Raw genomic sequence first — 18,342 nt, 5'->3', positions numbered from 1 at the left:
GTAACATTAAAAAACTTATCGGATATTTTTTACGGTGGTCTGTATGTTTCCTTGACGGACCGATAATTTTGAAAAATAGAGATAGAGGATCATAGCTAGGAAGAATGAGACGAAATAGCTTATATCTACTCCATGGAGAAGTGCAGCAACTGGCATGCTTATTATACCTGCTGGAGCCATGAACGGAATCGAAACTATTATCGAGATCAGATACGCATATATGCCTGGCTTCACCAGTCTTGGCAGATCGTTGAATCGTTCAGGATTAAGTTTCCGAACCATGAAGAAATGAGCTATCATTATGCCTATCCATGGGGTTATCCAGTAATCAAGTATGAACAGGAAGGTTTCATAAAAACCATAGAACCTGAAAAATCCCAATATACCCATCGCAAATGAAAATATGGATGCAACGATGATGGCCACCCATCTCTCTGACCTAAATCCTATTGAAAGAAACGCCAGAGAATTAGAATAAAGGTTAATTGCATTGGCAGCGATCCCGCCAAGGAATAATGCCAGCATGCCTATGAGAGCATATTTATTCATCAACATTGAGAGATCTGCAGCCGGCGATCCTGAGGGATTACCTGAAGCCGCAGAAACCAACATGCCTACAATTTCAGCAAATACGGATGCAATGACTGAACCGAGCAGAGTATAATAGAAGATTATCCTGGAGGGTTTCATCAGCTGAACATGCCTTGAATAATCAGCGGCATATGGCCCCCATGACATTATGTATGAGAAGGCTGATGCAAATGTGATGCCAAATGCAGAAGGGATATCTAAAACGGGGGCATAAGGATAAGATATGGAGAAGTGAGAGTATATCAAGAATATGATGAGAAACACAAACAGTATCCCGAGAACATAAGACATGGATCTTTCAAGTATTCTTATCGCCCTGTATCCTATCAAAGCGGTCAGAGCCACTGCGATCACTATTGACATTATAATCAAATAGTAGGGGATCTTCATAATCTCATATATGGCAAGTGAAGCCAGGATCACATTTACCGTAAGCCAGCCTGCTGTGTTTCCCCACTGCAATATTGATAGAAGTGATCCACCAATCGTTCCAAATGGTGCCCTTCCCATGTACATCTGTGGCACCCTGTATATAACGCCAAGTTGACTCATATAGGAAAGCATTATTCCACCTGCGACCGTACCTATAACTATCGCCATAACGGAATAGATTATCGGAAGCCCAAGGTAAACCGGTATAAACCCAACCGCAAAATCCCCCACTGTAAGATTCGATGCAAACCATATGTAAAACATAGATGCCGGTCTTTTATCACTTTCTATATCCAATTTATCCTTTAAAAAATTCTTTGAATTGATATCACTTCCGAACTCATGTTCGGTATTCATAAACCAGGAATACGCTAGGATTATTAAATTTTATCGTTCTTTAATGATCAACGGCATGTCTCATCAGCATTGCGAATATATCAATGGAAAAGTTCCCCGTTTAGAAGAAGAGGGAATGCAGAAACTCCACCAATACGACGACCCATGGATATGATTTTTGTACCCGAACAAATTATTCTATTATGCTGTAAAATGTGAAAAAATTGATAAGCCAGTCCTGAATAGACTTATGGATGTTCAGGGTGAAGCGTTACTGATGACCGATGATGAGGAAAAGGATCTGATCAACCGAGTCGAGGCTGTTCTTTATTCGAGTAGAACTCCTCTAAATGTCAGGTTCATATCGCAGATACTCTCAGCCGACCCTTCTAATATAAGAAAGGCCATCGTAAGGCTCAAAAAGGAATATGAAGAGAGAGGCGGGGCTCTTGAGCTAGCAGCTTATGGATACAAATATAGAATTCAGCTAAGATCGGATTATTTTAAGGAGGCTTATGCAGTATCCCTGCCAGATATTTCTGGATCTGAAATGAAGGTCCTGGCGAATATTGCGATGAATGAAAGAGGCATAAGCTCCAGTGCCATTAGAAAAATAGCTCATAAGAGAACAGACGAAATAATTAATCATCTTGAGGGCATGGGCCTTATAAAGGCCGTGAACAGAGGTAATGCTAAGTTTTACATTCTTGGCCGTAGATTTGAAAGTTATTTTGGAGTCTCAAAGGAAGAGTTTGCCAGACGAATAAGAACTGAGCTACAGAAGAAGAATCAGGAAGGGACTGGAGGAAAGATTGATTCCGAGCAGTCATGATATATCTTTTGATTGACAGGGCTTCTTCGATAATGGGCAAATATGGAATGAGAAATTCCATTGGATCGATCGCTAACCTATACTAGCTTATGGAAAACTAAAAACAGAATTGATAATATACCGTTCAGTATATTGGAAATATGTTTGGAGAGAATTCAAGAACTGAATGCAATAATCACGGTGAAATGATATGACGGAAAAGATATTGCTGGTCGGAAGTGGTGGCAGGGAAGACGCAATAGCCAGAGCTATAAAAAGATCAGGAGCAACGCTCTTATCCGTTATCGGTCATGAAAATCCATCAATCAAATCGCTTTCGTCGAAATATCTGCTTGGCAACGAACTGGATTATAAAAAGATTGAAGAATTTGCTCTTGAAAATTCTGTTGACATGGTTTTCGTAGGACCGGATCCGGTGCTTGATACCCCTCTTGTAAATAATCTGATGAAGCATGGCATACCTGTGGCATCCCCAACAATGGAGGCGGCCAGGATAGAGACCTCAAAGATGTTCATGAGGGAATTGATGAAGAGATACAATATACCTGGGAACATTGAATTCAGAGAATGCTTCAGTGAGAATGACGTCAATGATGCTTTTGCTTCAATGATGCATGATGTGGCCGTTAAACCTATAGGACTGACTGGAGGCAAGGGCGTACGTGTGATGGGCGAACAGCTGCATAGCCTTGAAGAGGCAAAGTCCTATGCTATTGAGGTATTGAAGAGAGACGGTGTTGTACTTATAGAAGAAAAGGTCGTTGGAGAAGAGTTCAGCCTTCAGGCATTCGTTGACGGGAAAAATGTTTCATTCATGCCCATAGTCCAGGATTATAAGAGGGCTTATGAGGGTGATTCTGGGCCGAATACTGGGGGTATGGGATCGATCTCCGACTCAAATTTCACGCTACCGTTCTTGAGCAGAAATGCAAGGGATGAGGCTGCACACATAATGATCGATATAGTAAGATCGATGAATTCTGAGAACACACCATTCAAAGGGGTAATGTACGGTCAGTTTATGGATTCGCCCAAGGGTGTTAAAGTTATAGAGATAAACGCTCGCTTTGCTGATCCGGAGGGGATAAATGTATTATCTTTGCTCAAAAGTGATTTTGTAGAGATATTGCATCAGATATATGAAGGTAATTTGCAGGGAGAGAAGATCTTCGAGAAAAAGGCAACGGTACTCAAATATCTTGTTCCGGTGGGTTATGGAACAAATCCCAAACCTGGTGAGATACTGATCGATGATAAGATGTTCGATTCGGGTGTTGAAATTTTCTATGCATCTGTGAGCGGAGATATGCGTAGGCTGAAGCAGAGCAGTTCAAGATCTCTGGCAATATTAGCGAAGGGAGACAGCATTCCAGAAGCCTCAGAAATGGTCGATGCTTCTTTGAAATACGTCAAAGGTGACTACTACGTGCGAAAGGATATAGGAAAGGCCGAATACCTTCAGGCAAAGATAAGAAAATCCAGAGAACTGATAGGACATGAACGATTTACCTAAATGTAAAAAATTGTAATAGATGTAATAATTATATTTCATTTATTAAGTATAAATTTAAATATACTGTGATTATCGACCAATATGGCAATTATTTCATTTATGGCGTATATGGTAAGCAATAATATATCGGCGATGCTGACCAGAATTGATACAATCGCCATATCTGTGTCAGCTATCCTCATATCCATACTATGGATACCGATTGCCTTCCAATTTTTCAGCACAGACGAGAACAAGAGGATGGCAGCCAGATCCAGGCTGAAAAATGCTGCAATCGGGACGTTTATCTATATTTTGGCTGTGAGCGGCCTCCTCTATGCCATTTTCAATTATATAATAACGGGATCATGATCGCCGTCGATACTCTTATCTACGATGTGATAAGATCCATCGTAGCCCTCTATCTGACTTTGCTCACTCCGCTCTGGCATCTGATAGTTTATTATGGGCTGAACCCTGAAAATTCCTATGGAGTGATACTCAAACCAGGACCCACATACTACAGCATGTATAGTTTCATATTGAATACGGCATACTCAATCATTCTTCCTGCATCCATTGTTCTGTTCTCAATTATCATAGCTTTGAGAGCTTTTCTTATGAATTTCAGACTCACGCATATCCTGATGAATTTATTGATTCCATTCCTGAGCTTGGCACTTTCATTCAAAATTCTCATGTATATGGCCCTGGCTTCGGAGTATATATTTGATTATCTTTGGAGTTATGGAAACGTTAACTGGTATTCATTATTCAGCATAACGCAGATATTGAATTTTTCAACCAATGACAGTTCTTCATCGATGGCACTTGTCTTTCTCTATCTTACGTCTTATTTCTTGGCAATGTCTTCTTTACTTGCAGAGTTGATATTCAGAGAGGCTGCTGAGCTTCTACTGATTGCTGTTATTCCTATCTTTTCATCCATCGCATTCATCAGAAGAACCCAGGAATATCTGGTACGGATCTTCTCATCATTTATAGAGTTGAATCTTCTTCCGATACCTGTCATCATAGATCTGCACTTGGCATTCATATTTTCGGCGGATCCGATATTACAACTGGGGTTCTTTATGCTCGCACCAGTGCTCCCATCCCTCATATTCCTTGAAATAAGAACCGGCTACTTCAGAATGAAACCACTCAACATACCTTCCAGTGCGGTTCTGGGATTCATCGGAGGACAGCTGGAGGAATCTGCTGCTTTCTCAATGAGTAAAAAACTTGACTGGAGCAATGTGTATTCGAAGGAAGCCTCTTACAGGAGGGAAGAATCAGATTGAATGAGGAAGAGGAAAGAGTCCTGAGAAATGTACTGGCATACAGACCTCAATATTATGGATTTCGTATAAGCACCATTCTCATGTTGATGATCTCATCCTCTCTGCTGCTCATACTTATAAAGATATTTAACGTTTATGCATTCATAATCATACCGCCGCTCATAATAATGCTTCATTCAAGATCCAGAAAAGGAATGATCAGGTTAATACAAAGGATAAAGAGGGATAGGCCCCTAGATTCCGTGATCATCAGATCAGAAGGTCTGACAATGATCAAGGTACAAAATTCAACGGCCGTTCTTGCAAAAATGAAGACCGACTACGATAATCATGCAGGAACATTTGGGGAGATATCAGAATTCATATCGGATCTGATGAAGACCGGCCTAAACATCACCGCGTACTCCATTCCACATCGCCCTGAAGAGAAAAGGTCAGAAGATCCTGTGATAAAAGGTAAGGTCTATTACTCCACATACTTATTTTTGTGGAATGCTACAAATGATATTAAAAACCTGAAACAGTCAGTGAAACAGATACCGGGGGAAGGCAAGAAAGTACATCTTTATTTCAATATCGAAGATTCTGATATAGATAATATACACAGGATCTTTCATAGATCAGTTTTGTCGCCGAGAAAAAACTATCTTTCTGGGGAGATGAACAGATCAATTTTCAGTCTGATAGATGCAGAGAAACCTGCTTTTCCAACCTACTGCGAAGCAATTGAGATGAGCGATATACATGCAGTGGTTAAGTTCAGCATGAAGCAGATGAACAGAGAAAGACTCTTGAGAATAGCATCATCAAGGATCGCTGATATAAATTTCGAGTTGAAGCAGAGAAAGAATAGAAATGAAAATACAGAGTATCTGAATTCAGTTATGAAGTCTGCCGAAAAGCTATCTAATGAGTACAGAAAGGATGAAGCGCAGATATTGCTGTGTGGACTTGACTTTATGGTCATTCATAATACCCCATATGGGCTTACCCACGAAATATCTAAACTCGATCGTGGCCTAAAAATAGCAGGTATGAGAGCAAAGAACATGAGCGAAGCTGGAACCAAATCTATATTTAGATTTGAGGACTTCAGAAGGGAGAATATAGCATATCCGATGGATAGGATTTCAATTTCATCTTTCTTTCCAGCCTATTTTTCCAGCGAGGAGCTCTCTGGAATATTTTTGGGCATGAACGAATATACTGGAAAGCCTATCTTTCTTGATTATTTTGAACACCCTTCTTACAATTTCGTGATAACTGGAGAAACCGGATCCGGCAAGTCACATTTTGCCGGACTTCTGATAAAGAGAATTTCCGGTTCTGAATATTCACGTGTTCTTGTGCTGGATCCACTCAGCGAATACCATTGCCAAGACTATTCCGGGCCATGCATTGAAATGACTCTGGAAGAATACATAGAAGAGCTAAATACGAGCAGAGAGAAAATAGAATCAGCAAGGGTCATCATAGTAAAATATAATCTCATAAAATTTGAAATAGACGATAATGCAGGACTGGATCTAGCACGGTCCATATCTGAATACATGTCAATGGTCGAGGGCCGAAAGACTGTCATAATCGAAGAAGCCAATATTATGCTCAGAAATGATCAGACTCTTAAAATAATAGAAAATACAGTTAGGCATTCAAGACACTTTGAAACTGCAGTCGTCATAATCACGCAGAGCATTGAGGACATAAGGCTGGGAGCCACGATAGAGGAGAACAGCATCCACAAATTTTTCTTCAGAAACAGCAGAAACACGGAGGGAATTGAAAAGTATATACCGGAGGAAGAAGATATGACAAGACTAGCCGGAGGAAAAAACAGAAAGTTCTCAGAATGTTTCTATCTCTATGAGGACAAGTACACCAAACTCCTTATTGCAGCTAGTGATTGAAAGGTTCTACATCATCAATCATATCAGCTCGAAACGGAGTCTTCGTCTTTAACCGTTGTCAGCATTATTCCTAAAACGCCAAAAACGATCAACACAATGGTGAATGAATAAAGACCAATGTCGAACCATGTCCCGTACATAATCGACCATGATAGATAAAACGCCAAACCAATGAATAGTAATGCCACTGAAATACCCCTTACCCAGTTAATCATTTACTGAAGCATTATAATCTCTCTTAAAAATTTAACTCTTTATTACCCTCATCCATGTTATCGATAATCTCGTGGAGCGGTGAGAATCATATAATCATGTTTTGGATGACGACATTTAATTAGAAGTTGGGTCCTTGGAAGAAGCTGTAATTCTCCTTCTTCAAACAAGAGATATACGGACATCCTCCAATGGAATGATTTATAAATTGTCTTCACGCATTTTGTATCATCCACGATAAACAAGTGTACGACACCTGAGTGGGATCGATGAGATCCGAATGCAAGCCTGTGGTTATGGCGATATATAGCTTGTACGGATGTTCGGAGAGGGAGAGGTCTCTTCGATGAAAGGAAGATCCGAAGCTTCAGCTGAGGAGCAGCTCACCGATTAGGATTTAATAGTTAAGGATGAAACCCCGCAGACCAAGGCTTCCCTCAATGCCGAATCTCGTAAACCTGATGCTGCAGAATATAAAACGATAGTTTCTACCCTCTGCAAGCATTTCGAAATATCTTTCAATTTCTTCATTCCACAGCGTGAAAGTGATCCTATTTCCTAAGACCAGTTTCGCATATCTTATGGTGCGACCGTCACGATCAAGAGATCGTTCACCAAGTATCCTGGTAACCTGAGAAATGAAGGAATATTCACCATCACTCTTGATCGCATCTGGATCTATGTAGAAACTATTCGATAAATAGGCATCTATGAAACTTCTGATGTCGGTTTCATCAACAAGTTTCGAATATCTTTCCAGATGCCTCATTATTTGGTTTCTGTCCATCCGGCTTATCTTACAATACGAATAATTCAGATGAAGAGCATGATCCTGGGAGATCAGGTGGCCGAATTCTCTTCGATCTCCCTCTTCGCCTTTTGCTTCTTCTTCACGGAATACCTGGTGATGTAACCTGCCACCATGTTTATTGTACGCTTTGAGACGTCAGGCATCATCTTTTCCAGTTTCTTCTTATTATCCTCAAATTTGTCGCCGAATAAGTCAGGAAATTTATCTGCAAGTTCCTCAGCTGTACGTTTGATATTGAATGGTCTGATACTTCCCATATTTCCAGATGGATAAGCTATATAAAAAGATCACTTGCATGCATTGGTACTGCAGATCATCACAGGAACCGTACTCAACTTTAGCAGTTCACTACTCACCGATCCCAATATTATCTTAGTCAATCCCTTGAGATTTCTTGATCCGGTTATTATAAGATCGACTCCATTCTCCTCGGCAACTTCCACCATTTTCTTGGCCACTGTCTTTGTACCAGAGTCAACGATCTCAAACTCTATATCCAGATTCTCATTGCTGACAAGTTTCTTGGCCTTCTCTATGATCTCTTCGGCCTTCCTTCTTTCGTCTTCGAACATAGATTCCGGCACATATGTATCATAAGTTGGTGTAGTACCTATTATCTGTGGAATTACGTATACCACAAGGAATTTGTTTATGGAGTTTTTGAGATTCAACGCAAATTCAAGAGCACACTGAGCTGTTTCACTGCCATCATAAGCGATAAGAGCCTTCATATATTATTAAAGATACAGACATATATAAATTTATCTAAATCGATCATAGAGGTCCCCATCAAAAATGATCTGCCGAATTGTTCTACATCATAACCTCTGTGTCGAAAGGAGGTACCCCATCTCCCTCAGCTTTTCAGCTATCATTGGCAATGCGTTAGAATCGCCCTCGAATTTTTTAAGCCGAAGATGTCTCACTGTTCGCTGAACAGAAAGAGCTGCAGAAAACGTTTTACCATCAAAATAGAACATATCAAAGCCATTTCCGAAGATCATTTTGAAATAATCAGCATATGCAAGCGCAAGTATGTCCTTTGCAGAAAATATGGCCTCTTCTCCTCCATTCATGGGGGATGACTCGGCTAAATTTAATCTGCTGATATAAAGCTCCTTCGTCTTTATGTTGAAGAACCTTGATGAGCCTTCCACATGATCCAAGAGATTGAGAGATCTGTTCACATCCATGTCCGTCATCTGTGCAAATCTTGTAGGCGTCATCATACCGAAATCCTTCAGAACCTGATCAGCAAGCAATGCTGCTGCTTCGTCCGGGGTGTATCTCTGGGCTATAGCTACGAATTTTCTCTCATAGTTCTTTGCGATATATCTGCGTTCGTAAAGGAGATCCATAACCTTCTTCAGCGTTCTGGCATCCATCTCAGTACTGCTCATTATCTGTCTTTCAGTGGCTTCCTCGAGCATCATGATCGATCTTATAACAGACTCTTCCTCGCTCGTCATCTTGCGATCAGTCAGCGACCTGTAGATTGATATTATTTCCCTTGTGGCCATTGCAGTGCGGTTGAACGGCCCATTGAACTGGTACAGAAGTGATGACTCAAAATAGTTCTGCAGATTCATCTCAGAAATCCCATACCTCTGAGATTCTATTGAATCCCTAATTCCAAAGTATATGTCTGAAAATGATTCGTAGAGATTTGCCTTCTTGATCTTCTTTTTCATCATTCTTACGGCTGTTGAAAGGATCTCCGATTCATCGTAATTTATAATGAAACCTTTTGGCCTAGTCACTATATCCAGATTGCCATCTCCGGAAATGCCGTTTGGTGGTATTATCACGAGCCACCCCTCTTTATGATAATCCATAACGTATCTCACGGCATCATCATATTTCCCACCGGTTGACAGATCGCTTATCCATTTGATCCCGTCTTTCTCTTCCAGGTAGAAAGTTGCTATCTCTTCTCCATCAACGATGAGCAATCTGTTGTAATCTATGTTTTCAACATATATCTGCAGATAAATCATCACCGGATCTATGACCGTGGTCACCGAGACTCCAGATATTTCATCAGATCTTTCAGTGTAATAGTAAAGATCCCCCTTGAAAAATGTGCTGTTCACCGTTATGGAACGCATGTCTGGATTAAACCAGAAGAACTTGCGTATTTCATCCTGAGTTATCGGCCCAAATTTATCGATGAGCATGCGCAGCGCATTATCATAACCGATGTCCTTCGGAGATATCTTCAAGACAGAGTCCCCATCCCTGGAAACCATGATCTTGTATTCCAGCGATCGCAGTATCTGCCTGACGATCTTTTTGTCCAGACCTGTTCTCTCTGCTATGATCTTCTCGCTTGTTATTCCCTCATCCACTGCATCCATTACAACTTTCTCCTCGTTGCTAAGTGTATGATCTCTGAGGCTGAACATCATGTCTATGAACCATCTGGCTGAGTAAGTGATCTTGTTCTTTATAAAGTGCCCCCGGATAATATAACCATCCTTTATCAGATCGTCAAAACTGTCTAATCTTCCATCGATCAGACGAGCGTTTATATTCTCCACATCAAATGCGAAACCATAAACGTCAAAGTATTCCCTGGGATCTTTAACCTTCTTCGTTATTCTAGAAAGTCTGAGTCTTGTTATGTCTTCAACATTCTTCAGCGCCTTAAGATCAGAAACAAGCATGTACTGTTTGCTATAAACAGGCGTTATGTAATCGTATATGGCGGTGCCATTTGCGACCATGCTATCAAGTATTGATCTTAACGTTTCTCTTCCGATCGGCAACTTTATCTCAATCTCGTCCAGGGTCATCGGACCATAGGCAGATAGGGTTATCTCTATCAGACGCCTGGAAGCTGTTAGAGCGTCCACAGAGAAATCTCGTCTATTCTTGAAGAATATCGTTAGGCCATTCTTTGACTTTCTAATGATTAGATACGCAGATTCAAGCTTCTGAATGGCATTTTTGAGAGTGGTATCGTCTATACCGAGTTCTGATCTCAGATCAGAGAAGGATTTACCATCACAGCTTTCCAGAATCCTCTCATCCTCATCCTTTAGATCTATTTTTTTTCTGAACAGCGTCCATAGCATAGGGTAATATTCATACGAGGTCCATACGAGACCCCTAACATAGGCGGATATGATCTTACCATCCTCGACAGCCTTCTCTATGATCTCTTTTATCTCAGCATCGGCATATTGGTAGGGCGAATTGAAACGATCCTTGATGATGTCAATGTATGGAAAGTGATTTGCAAATCTGATCAGCGATTCCTCATCGTGCACACGCGGGATCTTCTTTCTGAAATAGTCGTCCACATCCTTCTGATTCTCGAATATGAAGTGGATCGACTCACCACCGTATATCTTCTCAAGCATCCTGCTCTGCAGATCCCTGAGCATCTTGGATCTGTCTTCCATCATCACTATATCAGACGATCCCGCCATTATCATCCCGTATGAGAATGGACTAGATTCCGTGGAATAACCTCTCACAGAATACGAATGTGCGTCCATAACAGATCTAACGTACTGCTCGGCTCTGGGCACATCCATCAGATCCTCCATTATCTCTCTGTATGTCTCACGTATTATGGAAAAATCCTCATGCTTCTGAAGTTCATTGAGCAGTCTATCACTTCTCAGTTGCTGCCTAGCCACCGATATATCGTATCCCTTATAAGAACGAAGGACCATCAAAGACCTCGCTGCACAGTGCCTGAAACGCTGCTTGAATAGCTCAGTATTTGCTATGGATCTACGTACCAGATCCCTAAAATTGGTTGACTTTACACTCTTGACTGCCTCCTCTATAGGTATCTTCCTCTCTACATAGATGATGAAGCCATCATCCGTTATCGTGATGCGTGTATTGGAACCGTACCTATTTGATATGGCCAGTGCATAGGATCTCGAGAGTGCATCGTTAACCTTTCTACCAAGAGGTACATGGAATATGAGACCATATACGTCGTCTGATTCCTTATATCCCTCTATAAGACAGTGATCCTCCGTTGGTATACCATAGTTCATCTGCGCTTTGATATAGGATATGATGCTCCTTGCCCCATTTTCATCCACATGGTATTCCGTGATGAGCATATCTGTTGGGTCCTGCCCAGATTCGATCATCGCCGCTATCTTCTTTCTGAACTCACCTATCATAACGCCAAGATCATAGCTTCTTGGCAGCATCTCGCCCGTCCAGGAAGGTACGGTTGGTTTCATACCTGTTACAGATCTGACGTATACTCTGTTTCTCACAGTTTTTTCGAACAGATAGGTTCTTGCGCCAAGTACAAAGACATCACCTGCCTTTAGCCTCTCAACGAACTTATCACTCAGTTCACCAACGTTCTTTCCCTTTTCATTTATAGCTTTATAATTGGCTTCATCAGGGATGGTGCCCACGTTCATGAAATAGATCATTCTGGTGCTTCTCTTCTTACCGAATGTGCCTGCCTCTCTGTCAACCCATATTTTTGGATATATCGAAAGACTTTCAAGTTCACCTGATAGATAATCCATGGTCATCATGAACTCTTCAAAGCTCAGATCATGGAACGTATATGAATTTCTGATAAGATCGAAAGCTTCCTCTATACGCCATACCCTCTCCAGAGACATGCCGACGATTATCTGGGCAAGCACATCCAGCGGATTCTTAGGTATATCCACCCTATCTATCTGGCGACTGTATGCTGCCTTCGTTAGAACTGCGCATTCTACCAGATCGTCAAGCGTGAATACTATAAAGATGCCCTTTGAAAGCTCATCGATGCCATGTCCTGATCTCCCGATCCTCTGAAGCCCCTTGCTAACAGATTTTGGGCTTCCGATCTGTATAACAAGATCGATGAAACCTATGTCTATGCCGAGCTCAAGCGATGTGGAAGTTATCACGCATTTCAACTCGCCGTTCTTAAGTTTATTTTCCACCTCGAGCCTCTGATCCTTGCCCATAGATGAATGATGAGCCTCAAGGCTCTCTATCCCTCTGCTCTTCAGGCGCATAGCAACATGTTCAGTTCCGCTCCTAGTGTTTGTAAATATGAGGGTTGTTCTGTATTGTTTAACCAGATCCGCGATTATATCGTACATCCTATCGTTGGCAACCTCAAAACTCACTCTTGTCAGATCTGGTACTGGCGTTATTGTCCTGAGATCAAGGTGTTTCTCCCCTCTGACCTCTACAATCTCGCACGGCCTGGTTTTTCCCCCATCAAAACCAACAAGATACTTAGCTATCTCCTCTATGGGCGACTGCGTTGCCGAGAGTCCTATCCTAAGCATTTCCGGAGAAATGGCATTCAATCTCTCCAGATTCGCGGAGAGGAGGCTTCCTCGCTTTGTGGAAGAAATCTCGTGAATCTCATCGATTATCACGTATCTGACGTTTCTGAGGTTTTCTCTCATTCGCGGAGATGAAAGCGCAAGTGAGAAAGACTCTGGAGTAGTTATGAGTATATGAGGCGGTTTCCTCACCATCTTCTGTCTTTCGCTTTCAGAGGTATCACCTGATCTTACGGATATTCTTATCTTAGGTATCTTCATACCATCAGATTCCATTATAGAATAGATACCGTCAAGAGGGAATTTCAGATTCTTGTTAATATCATTGGCAAGAGCCTTCAGTGGGCTTATATACACACAGTATACACGATCCTCAAGACGACCCTCCTTAGCAAGAGTGACGAGTTCATTTATGATGGTGAGGAAGGCTGTCATGGTCTTCCCCGTTCCTGTCGGGCTTGAGACCAGCACATTTTTTCCAGCATGTATCAACGGAATGGCGTATCTCTGAGGCTCAGTTAAGGATGAATAATTATTATTGAACCATCTCGATACATGGCTGTCAAGGAACGGGAAAAATTCCTCTATCCTGAATAGTCTTGTTTCTGATTCCATCTTATTTGGTCTAAACTATAGGTTATAATCTTATAAAAACTTGAGTGGCATTTAAACTCATTTCATCTGTACACTTTGTGGATAATTGTTGAAATAAACCCCTGAATAGGCCAATCGGCATATGCGCCGTACATAAAAGTTAGTACACTTACTTTGACCTATGACCAAAAATTGAAAAATATGAAAGATGGGAATAATATCACAGCATGGCTCTGTAGGACTCTATAGCCATGTATATTCCCACGATGATTATTATCAGAGAGAAGAATTTTCGAAGAGTAGACCTTTTCATTGTAGTTGAAACTCTAGCACCAGCGTATCCTCCGAAAATTCCTCCAAGGACATACAGAAGGGCTATGGATATCAAAACCTTGCCTGCTATTCCATATCTCAACGCTGTGACAAGTCCAAACGTACCAACAGAAAGAAGTGAGGTGCCTACAGCTAGATTCATAGTTATATCGGCGGAATAAAGAAGAGCGGGAACGATCAGGAATCCACCGCCTATCCCGAAGTAGCCTGAGGCAAAACCCGCAAGTACTCCAAATATCTCCAGCTTTGCTCTCTGCCAGAAACTTTTCTTTGGTGGGTCAGGCGGATCTTCCTTACCCTTTGGATCGTTGCCTGGTATAGCGTCGTAATTCTTGCATGTCCTGCATTTGGTTACAAACATGTATGCTCCAATGATCATCATTAGAAATGAGAAGAGAAACAACAACTTTCCGCCGGGTGTGATTAGCCCGAGCGTAGTACCTATCAAGACGCCGATAACGCCGAATACTGTGAATATCGCCCCTGTCCTGAGATTGACGTTCTTCTTCTTGAAATGACTGTATACATTTATTAGTGCATTTATACCCACGGCAAGTGCCGTCGTACCGATCACTAGATGCGGATTCCTTATTCCTACGAAGTATATCAGGAGCGGAATGGCCAGTATTGATCCGCCGCCTCCGATCAGGCCGAGAGAAAAACCGACTATAACGCCGGATATTATTGAGAAAATATATTGAAGCAGTGTTATGTCCATTTCCATCAACTTAGAAAGTTATCACCTGGTATCCTTCATCGATACGAGCAGCCGTTTCGACTCCACCCATAACCTTATCTAGGCCTTCAAATATCATTTCATCCGTTATGCCCAGAGATTTCATACTAACGCTGCATACTGTTAGCCGTATGTTCAGCGATCTTGCTTTCTGAGCCTGCGCCAGGAATGTATCTGAATTGTTCTGATTCTTGAGTACGGCTTCCACACCGCGCCCAAGAAATAGCATTTCGACCTGTGCATGTGCATTCTGGACTGAATTTATGGCAAAATTGAATGCTACCATTTCCGTGTTTATGTTCTCTTTTCCAGTGATCACCATTACTAGCATCTTCGCCATATTACCACCATCACATATCTTACATTATTCTCATATATTCATGCTTATGATATTTAATACATAAGCATGATTACAGGCGGGTATTATATCATTAAACTTAAAGTTAACGTTTAGGATAAGTATATAAAAGACGATGAAACTGAATTTGGATCTGTATATTAAAAAATTGTAATTGAAGCCTCACTTCCATCTGCTTTCAAGATTTTTCTTAAGTTCCTCCACCTTGGTCATACTGACGGGATGCCCCTGACTGATCTCAGTCTTTTTCTTAGACTTTATTTCTGGTGGTGGATCATCTGTTTTTTCCTTCTTTTCGGACAGGCCCAATTTGTCGTAAATTTTATTCACGGCGTCCTTGACCAGTTGGTATTCATAGTAATCCTCTATTATTCTTTTGATGGTATCTACGTACGTCTCCCCCTGTATCCTTATGAGATCCACTATTTTTTTCTCCTCGTCGCTAAGGTCAAGGACAATTCGTATCGTCATGCATTATCTACATCGATCTTTCCGCCGCATCCCTATATCCAAGTGCATTTGCAAACTGCAGATCTTCGGGCTTTATCTTCACCAAAGTACCTGGCGCGATCTCATCAAAGCGATCGCCTATCAGGTTTGATCCTCCACCAACCGGTATCAGCGATGTGACACGGTCGACCTCTCCCCTTAGGTTCAGTCTTATGTTCTCTATGATTCTGTTGGCAAGGTCCTCCAATATTGGCCCGGAAACCTCAGGACCACCGACCTGCTTCTGCCTGAACATGACTGGGTGTGAAAGTGCCTCCTGAGCCAGATCAAATGGGACGACGAATCCTGTCTCCTTGGCTATCTTTCTTGAAAGGCCGGAAATCGCGTCACCAACGCCTATCTGTAGACTGAAGGATAGCTCCACCACAGGCTCCATGTCCATCAGGTTTATCGTCAGCACATCAGTAGTCCTAGATCCTACATCGATCACCACTCCGTAACCTGGCTGCTGTTCAATTATTCCCTGATTCAGCAGGTACAGGGCAGCACCAACTCCCTGTGGTCTCATTATAAGCCTGGTTATGTTGAATTGCCTGACCTCACCCTCTGGTCCTGTGACCGTAAGCACCTTATTTTCCAGTGCCTCTTTTGCCGCTTTGACCTCCAGATCAAACGTACCGAGAGGTGTTCCGCTACCTATTACAAGATCCACGGGGCTTCCATCGTTGTGTATACCCGTTTCCCAGAGTGCGGCGGCTATCAAGGGAAAGGCCTCTTTGCTGGCCAGCCTCCCATCACCCTGTGGTACCCTTATGTTATTTCCACTGGCATATTTGCCATATATGAACTTCGTCTGGCCCCCATCAGTGCTAAGAACCGGTATCTTGCCTCCTATACCCCAGCTTTCAGTCTCCGTCACAGCCCATCTGGAAGGAAACAGTATCCTCTTACCATCAACTCCTATTACCTTTGTATCGCCATAACCTACATCTAATCCTACAACTACCAAGGCATCACCTTTGACATTAACTTATTAACATTGTCCATGATTTAAACTTTGATTCGATTAGAATGCCGAAATAATCAGAAAAATATCGGATCTTTTCTAATTTTTTTACATGTAGAAATTTTTATCATCTTCCACCAGCCATCAGGGATATATAGTGGAATGTTCAATTCTCTACTTGACCAAGGAAAACTATTCATGCATGTGCAAAGTAAAAATGTATTAATTGCCTCGTCATTTTAGAATATGAGAGATGTATATATTGTAGCTGCCAAGAGAACTGCCATCGGCAAGTTCGGAAGATCCTTTTCAAAGTTAAAGGCCCCCCAGCTGGGTGGTGCAGCTATTAAGGCGGTGATGGATGAAACACACATAGATGCGAAATCGGTGGAAGAAGTAATAATGGGCAATGTAATTCAAGCTGGAAACGGGCAAAATCCAGCCGGCCAGGCCGCGTTCCATGGAGGCCTCCCAAATTCTGTCCTTAAATATACTGTCAATGTTGTATGTGCATCGGGTATGCTGGCAGTGGAAAGTGCGGCAAGGGAGATCGCCCTAGGTGAAAGAGATCTCGTGATCGCTGGAGGTATGGAGAGCATGAGCAATGCCCCCTTCCTTCTCCCTGCGGATCTCAGATGGGGACCGAAGCATCTTCTTCACAAGAACTACAAGATAGATGATGCCATGCTTGTTGATGGCCTTCTGGATGCCTTCTATTTCGAACATATGGGCGTATCAGCTGAGCGAACATCTAGAAAATTCGGCATAACAAGAGAGATGGCTGATGAATACTCTGTGCAGAGCTATGAAAGAGCCATCAGAGCGACAGAATCTGGAGAATTTGCAGACGAGATCGTTCCGTTTGAAAACTTGGATCGTGATGAGGGCATAAGAAAGACGACCATGGAGGATCTCGCAAAACTACCTCCAGCATTTGAGAAAAACGGGATATTAACGGCCGGTAATTCTGCACAGCTTTCGGACGGTGGATCTGCGCTCATGATAGCTTCTGAAAAGGCCATCAACGAATATGGCCTTAAGCCAGTGGCAAGGATCACAGGATATGAACAGGCATCTCTCGATCCTCTTGATTTCGTTGAAGCGCCCATACCGGCAACGAGAAAGCTGCTGGAAAAACAGCATAAGACCATAGATTACTATGACCTTGTTGAACACAACGAAGCCTTCTCCATAGCCTCGGTCATAGTCAGAAATGAACTGAAGATAGATAATGACAGATTCAATGTGAACGGTGGTGCAGTTGCGATAGGGCATCCGATCGGAAACAGCGGAGCCAGGATCATAGTAACATTGATAAATGCGTTGAAGCACAGGCATATGAAGACTGGATTGGCTACACTCTGCCATGGCGGTGGAGGGGCCCATACATTAACCTTGGAAATGGTGGAATGAGAGGGCCATTGATCGATTGATATAAGATATATTTTTTCAGAATAATTAAATTTCCCTGGCATTGAATTTTATGTTTATGATTGCACCTCGCAAGAGAATTGAAGCGTCAGAATTGAACAATTTACCATTTAGCGATCTGAAGCGGCTGAAATTTGCATGATGCGAGTATCTTGCAGTGCAGAATTTTTTATTTTAATAATATATTATTCATAATACATATATAAAGATTAAGTGAAATGTTCTTATACATCCAAA

Annotated in this window: 16 protein-coding genes; 6 read left to right on the top strand and 10 right to left on the bottom strand. The window is 41.9% G+C overall.

The window, feature by feature from the left end; translation table 11 throughout:
* Positions 1-15 precede the first annotated feature (15 nt).
* On the bottom strand, positions 16-1,380 hold the full coding sequence (locus tag DMB44_RS03035; RefSeq protein WP_110640714.1) for a cytosine permease: 1,365 nt from the start codon (positions 1,378-1,380) through the stop codon (positions 16-18).
* 229 nt (positions 1,381-1,609) lie between these two features.
* Between DMB44_RS03035 and DMB44_RS03030 the strand changes: the two genes are divergently transcribed.
* The 5 genes from DMB44_RS03030 (at position 1,610) to DMB44_RS03010 (ending at position 6,894) form a co-directional block, all read left to right on the top strand.
* Entirely contained in the window at positions 1,610-2,191 is a 582-nt protein-coding gene (locus DMB44_RS03030; protein WP_110640712.1) for an SMC-Scp complex subunit ScpB, read from the top strand.
* 190 nt (positions 2,192-2,381) lie between these two features.
* On the top strand, positions 2,382-3,704 hold the full coding sequence (gene purD / locus DMB44_RS03025; RefSeq protein WP_110640710.1) for a phosphoribosylamine--glycine ligase: 1,323 nt from the start codon (positions 2,382-2,384) through the stop codon (positions 3,702-3,704).
* Between the two features lie 81 nt (positions 3,705-3,785).
* Positions 3,786-4,055, top strand: a complete 270-nt coding sequence (locus tag DMB44_RS03020) for a hypothetical protein (RefSeq protein ID WP_237265260.1) — start codon at positions 3,786-3,788, stop codon at positions 4,053-4,055.
* A complete protein-coding gene (locus tag DMB44_RS03015; protein WP_110640708.1) occupies positions 4,052-4,987 on the top strand; it encodes a hypothetical protein in 936 nt (311 codons plus the stop codon). The genes DMB44_RS03020 and DMB44_RS03015 overlap by 4 nt, the downstream gene beginning before the upstream one ends.
* Positions 4,984-6,894, top strand: coding sequence for an ATP-binding protein (locus DMB44_RS03010; protein WP_110640706.1), 1,911 nt, complete (start codon positions 4,984-4,986; stop codon positions 6,892-6,894). The genes DMB44_RS03015 and DMB44_RS03010 overlap by 4 nt, the downstream gene beginning before the upstream one ends.
* A 23-nt stretch (positions 6,895-6,917) precedes the next feature.
* Here DMB44_RS03010 and DMB44_RS03005 read toward each other — a convergent pair whose 3' ends face one another.
* The 9 genes from DMB44_RS03005 to DMB44_RS02965 form a co-directional block, all read right to left on the bottom strand.
* A complete protein-coding gene (locus tag DMB44_RS03005; protein WP_110640704.1) occupies positions 6,918-7,109 on the bottom strand; it encodes a hypothetical protein in 192 nt (63 codons plus the stop codon).
* A gap of 395 nt (positions 7,110-7,504) precedes the next feature.
* Positions 7,505-7,894: a hypothetical protein gene (locus tag DMB44_RS03000; RefSeq protein WP_110640703.1), complete on the bottom strand. Its 390-nt coding sequence runs from the start codon at positions 7,892-7,894 to the stop codon at positions 7,505-7,507.
* A 53-nt stretch (positions 7,895-7,947) separates the two neighbouring features.
* Positions 7,948-8,175, bottom strand: a complete 228-nt coding sequence (locus DMB44_RS02995; RefSeq protein ID WP_110640700.1) for a 30S ribosomal protein S17e — start codon at positions 8,173-8,175, stop codon at positions 7,948-7,950.
* Positions 8,176-8,205: 30 nt separating this feature from the next.
* Entirely contained in the window at positions 8,206-8,649 is a 444-nt protein-coding gene (locus DMB44_RS02990) for a universal stress protein (RefSeq protein WP_110640698.1), read from the bottom strand.
* A gap of 87 nt (positions 8,650-8,736) precedes the next feature.
* A complete protein-coding gene (locus DMB44_RS02985) occupies positions 8,737-13,812 on the bottom strand; it encodes an ATP-dependent helicase (protein ID WP_110640696.1) in 5,076 nt (1,691 codons plus the stop codon).
* Positions 13,813-14,011: 199 nt separating this feature from the next.
* On the bottom strand, positions 14,012-14,842 hold the full coding sequence (locus DMB44_RS02980; RefSeq protein ID WP_110640790.1) for a sulfite exporter TauE/SafE family protein: 831 nt from the start codon (positions 14,840-14,842) through the stop codon (positions 14,012-14,014).
* Between the two features lie 10 nt (positions 14,843-14,852).
* Entirely contained in the window at positions 14,853-15,200 is a 348-nt protein-coding gene (locus DMB44_RS02975; protein WP_110640694.1) for a DsrE family protein, read from the bottom strand.
* Positions 15,201-15,380: 180 nt separating this feature from the next.
* Positions 15,381-15,689 carry a hypothetical protein gene (locus DMB44_RS02970; RefSeq protein ID WP_110640692.1) on the bottom strand — a complete coding sequence of 103 codons (309 nt, stop codon included), beginning with the start codon at positions 15,687-15,689 and terminating at the stop codon, positions 15,381-15,383.
* 7 nt (positions 15,690-15,696) lie between these two features.
* Positions 15,697-16,677, bottom strand: coding sequence for an actin-like protein (locus tag DMB44_RS02965; protein WP_110640690.1), 981 nt, complete (start codon positions 16,675-16,677; stop codon positions 15,697-15,699).
* 243 nt (positions 16,678-16,920) lie between these two features.
* Between DMB44_RS02965 and DMB44_RS02960 the strand changes: the two genes are divergently transcribed.
* Entirely contained in the window at positions 16,921-18,087 is a 1,167-nt protein-coding gene (locus DMB44_RS02960; protein WP_110640688.1) for an acetyl-CoA C-acetyltransferase, read from the top strand.
* The last annotated feature ends 255 nt before the right edge of the window (positions 18,088-18,342 follow it).

Origin of the sequence: Thermoplasma sp. Kam2015, assembly GCF_003205235.1 — an archaeon.
GTDB lineage: Archaea > Thermoplasmatota > Thermoplasmata > Thermoplasmatales > Thermoplasmataceae > Thermoplasma.
Note: the sequence above shows the minus strand (reverse complement) of the source record. Positions and strands in the feature narration are given on the sequence as shown.